Source organism: Brevibacillus antibioticus, assembly GCF_005217615.1.
Lineage (GTDB): Bacteria > Bacillota > Bacilli > Brevibacillales > Brevibacillaceae > Brevibacillus > Brevibacillus antibioticus.
This window is the reverse complement of the sequence record NZ_SZNK01000001.1, coordinates 2,569,014-2,581,254: the sequence shown is the minus strand read 5'-3', so window position 1 is coordinate 2,581,254 and position 12,241 is coordinate 2,569,014. Positions and strand designations below refer to the sequence as shown.

At 48.6% G+C, this 12,241-nt stretch carries 13 protein-coding genes and 1 other annotated feature; of the genes, 8 read left to right on the top strand and 5 right to left on the bottom strand.

Annotation, left to right across the window (positions count from 1 at the left end):
• Window positions 1–49: 49 nt before the first annotated feature.
• Window positions 50–643 (bottom strand): TetR/AcrR family transcriptional regulator, encoded by a 594-nt coding sequence (locus E8L90_RS11875; RefSeq protein WP_137029581.1) that lies wholly within the window; start codon window positions 641–643, stop codon window positions 50–52.
• Window positions 644–782: 139 nt separating this feature from the next.
• Here E8L90_RS11875 and E8L90_RS11870 point away from each other — a divergent pair, with 139 nt between their 5' ends.
• Together E8L90_RS11870 and E8L90_RS11865 are read left to right on the top strand one after the other, a co-directional pair.
• The gene (locus E8L90_RS11870; RefSeq protein ID WP_137029580.1) at window positions 783–1,625 is read left to right on the top strand and encodes a deoxyribonuclease IV; all 843 of its coding nucleotides are present in this window, start codon (window positions 783–785) and stop codon (window positions 1,623–1,625) included.
• A gap of 51 nt (window positions 1,626–1,676) precedes the next feature.
• Window positions 1,677–2,078 carry a hypothetical protein gene (locus E8L90_RS11865; RefSeq protein ID WP_017247868.1) on the top strand — a complete coding sequence of 134 codons (402 nt, stop codon included), beginning with the start codon at window positions 1,677–1,679 and terminating at the stop codon, window positions 2,076–2,078.
• A 347-nt stretch (window positions 2,079–2,425) separates the two neighbouring features.
• Here the strand turns inward: E8L90_RS11865 and E8L90_RS11860 are convergent, their stop codons facing one another.
• Window positions 2,426–3,847 carry a sigma-54 interaction domain-containing protein gene (locus E8L90_RS11860; RefSeq protein ID WP_137029579.1) on the bottom strand — a complete coding sequence of 474 codons (1,422 nt, stop codon included), beginning with the start codon at window positions 3,845–3,847 and terminating at the stop codon, window positions 2,426–2,428.
• Window positions 3,848–4,128: 281 nt separating this feature from the next.
• Here E8L90_RS11860 and E8L90_RS11855 point away from each other — a divergent pair, with 281 nt between their 5' ends.
• Genes E8L90_RS11855 through E8L90_RS11830 form a run of 6 tightly spaced genes read left to right on the top strand, consistent with a single transcriptional unit; the run spans window position 4,129 to window position 9,002 of the window.
• The gene (locus tag E8L90_RS11855) at window positions 4,129–4,794 is read left to right on the top strand and encodes a CoA transferase subunit A (protein WP_137029578.1); all 666 of its coding nucleotides are present in this window, start codon (window positions 4,129–4,131) and stop codon (window positions 4,792–4,794) included.
• The gene (locus E8L90_RS11850; RefSeq protein ID WP_137029577.1) at window positions 4,794–5,456 is read left to right on the top strand and encodes a 3-oxoacid CoA-transferase subunit B; all 663 of its coding nucleotides are present in this window, start codon (window positions 4,794–4,796) and stop codon (window positions 5,454–5,456) included. The genes E8L90_RS11855 and E8L90_RS11850 overlap by 1 nt, the downstream gene beginning before the upstream one ends.
• Before the next feature lie 44 nt (window positions 5,457–5,500).
• On the top strand, window positions 5,501–6,319 hold the full coding sequence (locus tag E8L90_RS11845) for an ABC transporter substrate-binding protein (protein ID WP_137029576.1): 819 nt from the start codon (window positions 5,501–5,503) through the stop codon (window positions 6,317–6,319).
• Window positions 6,320–6,368: 49 nt separating this feature from the next.
• Window positions 6,369–7,034 (top strand): amino acid ABC transporter permease, encoded by a 666-nt coding sequence (locus E8L90_RS11840; RefSeq protein WP_137029575.1) that lies wholly within the window; start codon window positions 6,369–6,371, stop codon window positions 7,032–7,034.
• 17 nt (window positions 7,035–7,051) lie between these two features.
• Complete coding sequence (locus tag E8L90_RS11835; protein ID WP_137029574.1) at window positions 7,052–7,792, top strand: amino acid ABC transporter ATP-binding protein; 741 nt, start codon at window positions 7,052–7,054, stop codon at window positions 7,790–7,792.
• Between the two features lie 28 nt (window positions 7,793–7,820).
• Window positions 7,821–9,002: a thiolase family protein gene (locus E8L90_RS11830; protein WP_137029573.1), complete on the top strand. Its 1,182-nt coding sequence runs from the start codon at window positions 7,821–7,823 to the stop codon at window positions 9,000–9,002.
• Between the two features lie 75 nt (window positions 9,003–9,077).
• Here E8L90_RS11830 and E8L90_RS11825 read toward each other — a convergent pair whose 3' ends face one another.
• The 3 genes from E8L90_RS11825 to E8L90_RS11810 all read right to left on the bottom strand — a co-directional run bounded on the left by E8L90_RS11825 (window position 9,078) and on the right by E8L90_RS11810 (window position 12,140).
• A complete protein-coding gene (locus E8L90_RS11825) occupies window positions 9,078–9,449 on the bottom strand; it encodes a hypothetical protein (RefSeq protein WP_137029572.1) in 372 nt (123 codons plus the stop codon).
• Between the two features lie 125 nt (window positions 9,450–9,574).
• Window positions 9,575–11,290 (bottom strand): arginine--tRNA ligase, encoded by a 1,716-nt coding sequence (gene argS / locus E8L90_RS11820; RefSeq protein ID WP_137029571.1) that lies wholly within the window; start codon window positions 11,288–11,290, stop codon window positions 9,575–9,577.
• A gap of 44 nt (window positions 11,291–11,334) precedes the next feature.
• Window positions 11,335–11,599, bottom strand: a binding site (T-box leader).
• Window positions 11,600–11,651: 52 nt separating this feature from the next.
• Window positions 11,652–12,140, bottom strand: a complete 489-nt coding sequence (locus tag E8L90_RS11810; protein WP_137033401.1) for a hypothetical protein — start codon at window positions 12,138–12,140, stop codon at window positions 11,652–11,654.
• Window positions 12,141–12,241 lie beyond the last annotated feature (101 nt).

Sequence of the window (12,241 nt, the reverse complement as noted above, 5' to 3'; positions counted from 1 at the left end):
CGAAAAAAGTTATACCGAACGTCCGGTCTAATAAAGGTTGAAAAAAATGCTACTTGGCAATAATGCCATGCAGCAAAACGTCAATGCTCCTCTTCAGCAGAGCATGAAGACGCTCGTCTTCCATTTGATAGCCTACGTTAATGATTCCGTTCATGAGCCCTTCTAGTATCATCGCCATCTCCTCAGGATCGCATGGGGCGAACTCGCCTCGGTCGATTCCTTCTTGGAAAAGTGAGGTATAGAGGGTATATGTGGAGCCGAGCATTTCCAGCACTTGTTCTAAAATGACTGGATCAGCGAGCTGGCTACCGGAGAACTCTTCACCTGCTTTTTTTAGAGGGTGGGACAAAAAATCCTCCAAGAAAAAAGTAGCTAAGCCGTACAGTTTATCGATGGATGTCTCGAATTCTTTTTCTTTTTCCTGCCACAGATCTACCCATTCGCTGTACTGCTTTTCAAGCAAATACAGGAACAACTGCTCCTTGTTTTTGAAGTGGTAATAGAGGCTGCCCTTACTCGCTCCAGTTGCTTGGCAAATGTCCTCAATGGAAGTGGCTGAATAGCCTTTCTGAGAAAATAACTCGGTGGCTTTCTCTACGATATGTTGTTTGGTTTTCTCCCCATCGAGACGACGCTTTGACATTTTTTAAAAGCTCCTTATTCTAGACTGAACGTTCGGTTTGGTTTTATTGTATTCGATCTGACAGGAAAGCGCAAGCACTCGATTGAGAAGAGGGGACAGAGGGAAAAATGGTAGGAAATGAGTGAGGGGAGGGATTACCTTGCAAATCGGCTGTCATGTCAGTATTCGTCATGGGTACGAGGAGGCGGCAAGGACTGCATTCAGAGAAGGAGCGTTATCCTTTCAATTTTTTCCGAAAAACCCGCGAAGCCTAGGTGTTAAGCAATTCGATGCCCGGGATGCAGAGCGGTGTCGCGCTTTTTGTCAGCAAAACGGCATGCTGTCGATTGCTCATACGCCATACCCGGTGAACCTTTGCGTCGAGGAGCAGGAACTATTCGCAGTCACAGTGGGCTCGGTACGAAATGACCTTGAAATTGCCGAAGCTTGTGGAGCGTTGGGCGTGGTCGTTCACTTTGGCCAGTATAAAAGCGAGGATGTACTTACCGGTTACAAAATCATGATTCAGATGGTCAATCAAATACTGGATGGCTGGAATGGAAAAGCCCAGTTGTTAATCGAAAACAATGCCGGACAAGGCAACCGCATGGGCACGACACTCGAAGAGCTTACGCAGGTTCGACAATTGTTTGCTGAGCCACAGAAGGTAGGCTTTTGCCTCGATACGTGTCATGCATTTGCCAGCGGATTGTGGAAAGGGAATGATTGGGGGGAAGTAGCCGATCGGATGCGAGCGCTCGATTATTTTACGAGCTTGCGTGCCGTTCATCTGAACGATTCCGTTTATCCGAGTGGTTCCTTTCGAGACCGGCATGCCTCCATCGGAAAAGGAATGATCGGTGATGCAGCCATTGCCGCTTTTTTGCAAACACCCGAATTGCAAGGACTTCCTATCGTCCTGGAAACGGCGAGAGGCTCAGAAGGGGGCCATAGCGAAGAAATCAAACATGTTCGTCTGCTCATAGACAATTGGCAGGCCTGACCATGTTGTGGTAGAGTGTGAAATGATGTGTTGAACACGGGAGGGGTACCTATGAAAAAGCGTATCAAGGTCACGATTGCGGATTTTACTCATCTTACAGAAAACTTGAATAACCCAGAAGAGCTCGCTCTGTACGAAGCGGCGAACGGAAATACATACGATGCTGAAATCGAGCACGATGGATATGCGATTGTGGATGTAACTGACGAGGATTACATCGAACTGGCGCCAGGAGAGTATCAGCTAATGATCGAGGAGTGGACAAACGCCGGACAAATCGGCGAATGGACACTCCAAACTATGTCTGACCCAGCAGATGACAAAGCTTTGCTTTACCGCACAGTGGACAAGGCTGGAACCGAAATACAAGCACCACAATCCTTGCCGAAGCAAGTAGTCGAGCTGGTTGCCAATACGTGGTTTGGCAAAAAAGCAAAGAAGATTGAGGAGTAATAGAAGAAAAAAGGAGCGCTGCGAGGTAGTAGCGCTCCTTTTTATGTCAAAAATGTCCGGAACTGTTCTCTCTCTTAAATAGGTATCGATGAACAAACACAGCTGGTGAGAAGAAAAAGCGCAGGACTCGCAGACCTTGACAACGCCTACCCAGTCGGAACTTAAAAAAGGGGACCACGCTTGTCGAACACTTCTTCTTTGAGAAACATCCGCCCGTAGGGTGGCTTTGGCTCGACGGTCCCCTTTTTTAAGGGGAGACGGACAGTCAATCCCCTTGCTGGTGTGTCAGAGTCGAAGAGAACTGCGCTTTTTCTTCTCCTCCACCATGTTGACTCAGCTTTTTTCAATCACTCGTCCTCAGATTCCAGCTGTATCCCATACTTTTTAATCCGCCGCATAAGTAGCGATTGAGTTATACCGAGGGCTGCTGCTGTTTTGCGAGTCGTTTTATGCGTGCGCAATGCTTGCAGAATAAATTCCATCTCAATTTTCTCCATCCGCTCTGTAAGAGAAAGAGAACCGAGTGAAAGAATCCCTTCCTCCAGCTCACGAATACTCCGCAGTTCCTCTGGCAAATCACTGACTTGGATTTCATCCAGCTTGGACGTAATAACGATCCGCTCTACTAAATTTTCCAACTCCCGCACATTCCCAGGCCATTCGTATTGATGTAAAACATCCAGCGCTTCCGGGGAAAAACGCCGTTTCTGGTTATGCTTGCTATTGAATCGCTGCAAATTGTGGTGGAGTAAAGGGAAAATATCATCCTTTCTCTCCCGTAATGGCGGAACATTGATTGGCAAAATATTAAGGCGATAGTATAGGTCGTGTCTGAATTTGCCCAACCGCACGAGCTCCTGAAGATTGGCATTCGTTGCCGTTATGATGCGGATGTCAGCTGTGTATGTTTTAGTGCCGCCGATCGGCATAAACGTTTTGTTTTGCAAAAGCAGCAATAATTTCGATTGCAAGTGGTAGGGAAGCTCGCTGATTTCATCCAAGAAAAGCGTCCCTTTGTCCGCCATTTTCACTAATCCGATTTTCCCCGAGTGACTCGCCCCCGTAAATGCCCCTTTGTGGTAGCCGAACAGCTCTGACTCGATCAAGGTTTCAGGAATAGCGCTACAGTTGACGTGGACGAAAGGCCCGCTTCTTCGTTCGCTCAACTGGTGGATTTGTTCCGCAAGATAGCTTTTTCCTACACCAGTTTCTCCTGTAATAAACACGGTCGTGTCGACAGGGGCTGCTTTTTTCATTAATTCTAGCAGAGCGAGATAGGAGCGGCTGTTGCCAATCAAGGTTTGGGAGGAGCTCTGGCTCGCCTCCCATTTCATGAGCTGAATCTCTTCGCTATACCGCTTTAGCAAAGAGACCGTTTCTTCCAGTTGTGAACTGGCACGGGCTGCCTCCGTGATATCGCGAGAGTGGGAAACGATCAGCTCTGGTCTCCCATCCTCATCTGGGATAATATGTCCAGTCACCAGAAATTTCCCCTTATTATTGACGAGTTGAATGGTTGTGGTCGGTTTTCCCGTTTCCAAAACCAAGCGGGTGACTGAAGGGCTAAAAATCCCCATTTCTTCAAGGGCGGATACGTTTTGCCCGATGAGTTCGGCTTTTGGAAGACCACACAGGTTTTCACTGGCGTTGTTTAACCATAAAGTCGTTCCCTGTGCATCAGCAATGAATATGCCATCTGCCAGCGTGTTCAGGATGTCAATAAAACGATCAACAGAAGACAATGCTAGTATCTCCGCAGCTTTTTCCATGTTGAGTAGCTCCCCGGTTTTTCAACTGATTGTACAAGATCAAATTGATCGTTGTATAGTGAATCGAAATTAAAAATAATTGAGTCGATATCGATTCGATAGAAAAGTTAGACTTTTCCTGCTTTTTGATTCGAAAGTGAGTCTATTTCGACTCATCGAGAAAGGAAGGCTTTTAGCTTGGTTGTGTTTTCTTGCCGTTTTAAGGCTTGGCACAAAAGTTGCTAATACATAATTGGACGTAAGCGATTTACCCAAGAATAAGAGATAAGGAAATGCATGCGATGTTATCAAAACTGGTGACGCACGAACAAGCAGTGGAGCATGTTCTAGATGGCACCCGGCTGATGTATGGCGGATTCGGCACGATTGGCTCCCCGGCACACTTGATTGATGCGATCTTGCACAAAGGCGTGCAAAGCTTGACACTCATCGGAATTGATGCGGGGTATCCGGAAATCGGAATCGGAAAGCTGATCAGTCATGGACGGGTGAGGCGGCTGATAACCACACACATTGGCTCCAATCCCGAAGCAGGTCAACAAATGATGGACGGAATGCTGGAAGTGACATTTTATCCACAAGGAATTTTCGCAGAAAAAATTCGGGCAGGAGGTGTTGGCATTCCGGGAATCGTTGTAGACGCGCATGTGAGAGGAGAGCGAATGGAAGGAGCAGAGCCTTTTATTTTTGCCGAAAGAACTTGTCAGATTGAAGCCGCCCTTACCGCGGAGGTAGGAATCGTCTATGCGAAACAGGCGGATACTTACGGAAATCTCATTTATGACAAGGCGGCAAGAAATCTGAATCCGCTAGTAGCGATGGCCGCAGATATCACGATCGCTGAGGTGGAGGAGATCGTTCCGGCAGGAGAGCTGGACCCGGATAAAATCGTGACGCCTGGCATTTTTGTGGATTATATCGTGGTTCGTGGCGGAGGGAACAGCTAATGGGGTTGGAAATGGATCAGCGAAATATGGTTGCGTGGCGTGCGGCCAAAGAGGTCGCTCCCGGAATGGCAGTGAACTTGGGGATCGGGATACCTGAGCTCGTCGCTGATTTTATCCCGCATGAATGGCAAGTCATGTTTCACTCGGTGAATGGGATCTTGGGAGTCGGACCTACGCCGTTAAAGGGAGAAGAGGATCAGCATATTTCCAACGCAGGTGGAGCACCTGTTACCGTTGTACCGGGGGCTTCGTATTTCGACAGTACCATAGCATATGGCATGATCCGAAGAAGAAAGCTGGATGCAGCGTTTATCGGGGCTTTGCAGGTGAATCGCCGAGGAGACCTGGCAAACTGGATTGTTCCTGGCTCACGTGTTCATGGTATTGGTGGAGGAGCGGAGCTGGCCTATTACGCCAAGAAAGTGATCGTGCTCATGAGCCATGTCAATCAGGCAGGCGAGCCCAAAATTCGCAGGGAGTGCACATTGCCGCTGACGGCGAAGGGCTGCGTCGATCTCATCATCACCGAGAGGGCCGTAATCGAGGTTACGCAAAGAGGCTTGCTTTTGACAGAGGTCATGTACCCGTTCACCTTGGAAAATGTCATCACGAATACCGGGGCACCTTTAATGATTTCAGAAAATTTACAAATGGTAGAGTAATGAGAAATGTAAGCGTGAACATAAAAAGCAGGGGGATGAAACACATGAAAAAAACAATCAAAACGATCGTAGGAGTCGTATTTTCGTTGTCACTACTGGTAAGCGGATGTAGCCAAGGCGCATCCACTAATAGCGCGGGAGGTCAAGCAGGTGGGGCTACTGCTGGAAATGCATCGTCCATGACAAAAGAGGCAGGCGTATTTGTTTACGCGGCATCAGGTGAATATCAGCCATTCAGCTACTTCAAGGATGGTCAATTGACCGGATTTGATGTCGAGATCGGCAATGAGATCGCCAAGCGCTTGGGGCTTGAGCCAAAGCCAGTCACGTCGCCTTTTTCCGGTATTATTGCAGGGGTAAAGGAAGGGCGCTACGATGCAGCGATTGCCAGTCATGCGATTACAGAAGAGCGGAAGCAGCAGGTTGATTTCGCAGACCCGTACTACTTGTCCGGTGGTCAATTGTTCGTTCGCCCGGATGGGACGATTAGCACGCTGGAAGGATTAAAAGGCAAAGAGGTGGCAGTTGCACTCGGCACTACACACGAAAAGATGGCAAGGGAGTATACGGATAATATCAAAACGTATGACAGCGATGTAACGGCTCTGCGTGCCTTGGAGCAGGGAAAACATGATGTCGTGATTACTGATAGCGTCGTAGGGGAGATTGCCATGGGGCAAGGCTTGAAGCTCAAGAAAAGCGGGTCGCCACTCTCGGAAGTGAAACATGGAATCGCAGTGCGCAAAGGAAATACGGAATTGCTGAATAAGATCAACGAAGTGCTCAAGCAAATGATGGAAGATGGCACCTACGGCAAATTGAGCGAAAAGTATTTTAATCGCGACATCAGCAAAGCAGAATAGTGAGTTGGTATGACAGATAAATTCCATTACGAGTGAGGGGTGGCATCAAGTGCCCAGTTTCGCCCATCTGACAGAAGAGTTTTTCCGAACATTGCCGTTTTTTTGGAAGCCATTGTTGTTGACGTTTCAGCTGACGATCGCTTCTGTTATCGTAGGCTCGATTATCGGATTGTTTGTTGCTTTGTTAAAGGTATCCAAGCTTCCTGTTGCGCGTTTCGTAGCCAATGCGTATATCATGATTATTCGCGGTACGCCACTGGTCGTGCAAATTTTCGTCTTGTATTTCGGCTTTTACAAAATCATTGACCTGGGTCAATTTTGGTCGGCAGCGCTCGCTCTGGCGATTCACAGCGGAGCCTATATCGCAGAGATTTTCCGGGGCGCTATTCAGTCGATTGATAAAGGACAAATGGAGGCAGGGCTGTCTTTGGGCATGTCTGCTCGTCAGACCATGCGACGGATCATTTTGCCGCAAGCGATGAAACGATCGATCCCGCCGCTTGGCAACCAGTTTATATTGTCTTTGAAGGAATCGTCTCTGGCCGCTTTCATTGCCATGGATGAGTTGTTCTCACTGGCCCGCCGCTTGTCTGCGGAAACCTTTGATGAAATGACATACTTTTTGATTGTGGCGCTCTATTACTTGGTTGTAGTCATGGCGTTTACGTATGTGGTCCACATCATGGAGAAGCGTCTGGCCAAAGGAGAGGCGTAAAGCGGAGGGGAAAGACGATGGAAAAGCAAAGAGAAATGATACGCGTGCAAAATTTGAAGAAAAGCTTCGGAAAAGTGGAAGTTCTCAAGGATGTTACCCTGCAAGTCGGAAAGGGTGAGGTCGTCGTCTTGATCGGTGCCAGTGGATCGGGGAAAAGCACATTGATTCGATGCATTAATTTTCTGGAGATCAAGGACGGCGGAGAGATTTATATCGAAGGAAAAAGCATTGACCCAAAGAAGGATGACTTGACCAAAGTACGACAGAAGGTAGGCATGGTGTTCCAGCACTTCAATCTGTTTCCACATAAAACGGTTCTGGAAAACGTCATGGAGGCACCGCTGATTGCTAAGAAAGCGGACAAGGAAGAAACGAAGCAGGAAGCACTCCGATTGCTGCAAAAGGTAGGTCTTTCTGAAAAAGCAGACGCCTACCCGTCCAGCCTCTCCGGTGGACAAAAGCAACGCGTGGCCATCGCTCGTTCGCTGGCGATGAAACCGGAGATCATGCTCTTCGACGAGCCAACCTCAGCGCTTGACCCAGAGCTGGTAGGGGAAGTGCTGGAGACCATGAAGCAGCTCGCACAAGAAGGGATGACGATGATTATCGTGACGCACGAAATGGGGTTTGCCAAGGAAGTGGCCGATTGGGTGGCGTTTATGAATCAAGGCAAGATCATCGAAATGGCTAGACCCCAAGACATTTTCAACAACCCGAAAGAAGAGCGCACGAGAGAATTTTTGAACCGTGTACTGTAATAGCGTAAAAACGAAGGGGAGCTGGGGTATGAGAGACGTAGTCATTGTCGCGGGTGTGCGCAGTGCTGTGGGTGCATTCGGAAAAAGCCTGCGTGACGTACCAGCAACAGAGCTGGGACGGCAAGTATTGGAAGGCTTGATGAATAAGGTTGATTTGCCGAAGGAACAAGTCAATGAAGTGATTTTTGGGAATGGGTACGTACATGGGGGAGGACTCAATGCTGCACGTATCAGCTCGCAGCTGGCGGGATTTCCACGCAATGTCTATGGTCACATCGTCATCAAAGCGTGTGGTTCAGGCTTGAAAGCGATTGGCAACGGTGCGCTAGCCATAGCAGCAGGTCAAGAGGACGTGGTGATTGCGGGGGGAGTGGAGTCCATGAGCAGTGTTCCCTACCTCGTGAAGAACCGCTGGGGCAGCAAATTTGGCCATTTGTCCATGGAGGACGCTCTCTTGTCCGATGGCTTGATCTGCTCGCTGACCGGTGAGCATATGGGCATGACCGCAGAACGGCTGGCTGTACAGTACGGTATTTCCCGTGAGGAGCAGGATCGTTTTGCCTACGAGAGCCACGTAAGAGCAGCAGCAGCAATTGAAGCTGGCCTATTCGCCAATGAGATCGTACCGATTGAAATCAAGGTTCGCAAAGGCACCCGTGTTTTTGCGCAGGATGAATCCGTTCGCCATGATATCAAGCTAGATGAGCTCGCCAAGCTGAAAAGTGTTTTTCAAAAAGAGGGAACCATTACTGCCGGAAATGCGTGTCCGATGAATGACGGCGCAGCGGCTGTATTGATGATGTCCCGTGAAAAGGCGGAGGAAGCGGGTTTGACTCCACTCGTGAAAATTAAGGCTTTTGCCAGCGCAGGTGTCGAACCTGACGTGATGGGAATCGGACCAGTTCCCGCCACGCAAAAAGTACTGGAGAAAGCAGGCTTGTCTCTTGATGACATTGGGCTCATCGAATTAAATGAGGCATTTGCCGCCCAGGCTTTGTCTGTGATCAAATGCTTGGAGCTGGACACGAGCAAGGTGAATGTCAATGGAGGCGCGATTGCCTTGGGTCACCCTGTCGGAGCAACTGGAGCCAAACTGACAGTGACGTTGATGAACGAAATGATGCGCAGACGCGAGAAGTATGGCATGGTAACGCTGTGCATGGCAGGTGGTATGGGAATGTCAGTGATCTATGAAAATTTGACGATGTAAACTTCTTAAGTGCAAATGAAAAAGCCCCGAACGTTGAAATGTCGGGGCTTTTTGCCATGGAAGCTTGAGCACTTATTAGGTGGCTTTTTGTTCGCGTAAGTATTTTCGCAAGGTAGCCGCTACTTCTGTTGGGTTTTCCAGCTGTACAATGACGTGCTGATATTTGGCATGACCCTCTACTTCTAGGATCAGCAACGAATCCGTCTGGGCAAAAGAAAGGAAGTACCATTCATTTTGATACTGAAAGCTTCCTTCATAAATGTTCAAAGGTCCAATCGACGTCCCTGGCAAGCGCCACATCCATTTTGGCGGAACAAAAGTACCTACCTCGACATGCTTGATCGATTGATAAGGGAGCGTGATCGTATTCTTCAAGGCTAAGAGCGTATGCAAGCCAGTGAGACGCAAGGTAAAATCCGTTTTGCCGAAATGTACACTTCTTCCCATCGTTGCTCACCTCTTTCATCTGCCATCGTCCCATTATCTCACAGAAGAATGATGATGACACAGGACAATCAAAAAAGCCGGCGCTTCCCCAAAAGAGGAAGCCAACTGGCTTTTCGTCTTCTATCTTACATTTCTTCTGGAGCAGCCAGACCGAGGAGACGCAGACCTTCCTTCAACACAGCAACGACTGCTGCTACGAGCTGGAGACGGGATGCTTTCACATCTTCTTCCTCAGCGAGGATGCGTACATTCGCATAGAATTTGTTGAACGTTTGCGCCAGGTCGATTACATACTTGCCGATTTGCGACGGATCGAAGTTATCAGCAGCACGTTCGATTACCTCTGGGAACGCGTTCAAGAGGGTTATCACTGCCCAAGCCTCTTTGCTGTCGAGTGCGCCGGAAGCCAGGTTCACTGTCGTTGCTGGCTGGTAGCCACCTCTGCGCAAGAGCGAGCATGCACGCGCGTGTGCGTATTGCACGTATGGTCCTGTTTCCCCTTCGAAGGTCAGCATCTCTTCCCAGGAGAAGTTGACATCATTTAAGCGGAAGTTTTTCAAGTCATGGAAAATAACTGCGCCTACCCCGACTTGACGAGCCACTTCTTCTTTATTGGACAGCGTAGGGTTTTTCTCTTCGATGACTTTTTGGACATCGGAAATAGCTTGTGCCAACACTTCCTCCAAGAGAACAACTTTCCCTTTACGCGTGGACATTTTCTTGCCGTCCTTGAGCATCATGCCGAATGGGATGTGGTGCATATTTGCGGACCACGCATAGCCCATTTTTTCCAACACTTTATAGAGCTGTTGAAAGTGGAGACGTTGCTCGTTTCCTACGACATAGAGTGCTTTTGCAAAATCGTACGATTCGTGGCGGAAGAGGGCAGCAGCCAAATCACGCGTTGCGTACAGGGTAGCGCCGTCTGACTTTTTGATCAGGCATGGTGGCATGTTGTATTCGTCGAGGTTCACGACCATTGCACCATCGGATTCAGTCAAGAGACCTTTTTCCTCGAGCAAGGTAACAACGCGATCCATTTTGTCATTGTAGAATGCTTCCCCGTGTGTGGAGTCGAAGGCTACGTTCATCAGGTCGTAGATCTTCATGAATTCCTTGAGGGACTCATCACGGAACCATTTCCACAAATGCTGTGCTTCTTCGTCGCCATCCTCGAGTTTTTTGAACCACTCACGGCCTTGATCTTCCAAGGTAGAATCGTTCTCGACTTCTTCGTGGAAACGAACATAGAGGCTGAGCAGCTCCTTGATCGGTTCTGCTTTTACCTTTGTTTCGTCACCCCAGAGGCGATACGCAACGATCAGTTTACCGAACTGTGTACCCCAGTCACCCAAGTGATTGATGCGCACTGGCTCGTAGCCTTGCTTTTCCATGATGTTGGCAATCGCGTTCCCGATAACGGTAGAGCGCAGGTGACCCATGGAAAACGGCTTGGCGATATTCGGGGAGGAGAGGTCGATTGGTACTTTGCGTCCTTGACCGACATGGCTGTTTCCGTATGTGCTGCCTTGAGTAAGGATGGTTCCGATAACTTGCTCGGCCACATTTTCTTGATCCAGGAACAGGTTCACGTACGGACCAACTGCTTGTGATTCGCGCAATGGTGCACCGGAGAGCTGTCCAGCCAGCTCTGCAGCGATCATCGGTGGAGCTTTGCGCAATGCTTTTGCCAATTGGAAGCATGGGAAGGCAACATCACCCATCGCAGGGTTTGGTGGTGTTTCCAGCATGCCGTATACGGCTTCTTTTGTCAGTGTGTCTACGCCCATCGAGGCGAGCGTAGCGGCAATCTTTTCAGCGACTTGGTGTTTGTAGCTCATCTAAAATTCCCCTTTCAAATAAAAAACCTCTACGTCTCCTGTGAAAAAGAGACGAGAGGTTATACTCCCGCGGTGCCACTCTTGTTGTTTTTCCCTTCCATCACATAGGAAGGAAAAAACCGCTTAACCTGCTGTAACGGGCAGTCCCGGCAAAGCCCTACACGATCCGTTGCCCATAATGGCTGGCGTAGGATGTTCAGGCGGCATCTCCGAGGGGCGCTTCCTCACATGGTTTGGCATCGGGCTCACACCGTCCCCGACTCGCTTTCGTCCTCACACAAGGAGTACTATCCTCATCAACGATTCATTTGTTTCTCTAGAATTATAGCTGTTTATACCATCATGATGCAAGGTGCCTCGATCAAGGTTTTTTTAAAATCTTATCTAATTCCGCGAAATATTGTTTGGTCAGCTCCTCCCTTTCTTCCGCGCTGAGGTTATCCGCGTTCATCATTTGCTCTTTGTACTGTTCCAGCTTTTCGAGCATGGCCAGCTCGGCAGCAGCGGCATCGTCCAGATCGTAATTTTCCGATGGATCGAACGGGATCAATCGATTGTCATTTCCACTGCGCAAATAAGCGGAGCGCCAGTTCTCCGGAAACTGGTAAGGCTGTTCGCCAAACATAAGCGCTAAAATATCGTCGGATTCAATCGGCAGGAAGTGATCGTAATCGTCTCTTCTACCTCCCTCGGATAAGTTAATATGGGACAAAAAATAGTGGAGATAATGTTCCCCGGTTTCGGTATTCTTAACGATGGAATAGGTTTCAAACTCTGATTTGGATAGTTCTTTTATGGTCTCCAAACAGGACAGAAATTTGTCTTTTTCACGTGCTTGTAAGTCAGCCATGTCATCTCGTTCCTTTCGCTCTACAATAAGCCTCATGATAGCAAAAGCAATGTGCGCTGACAATGAAAGCAACGCAACGGAGTGCAGTAGTGGAAGAAGGC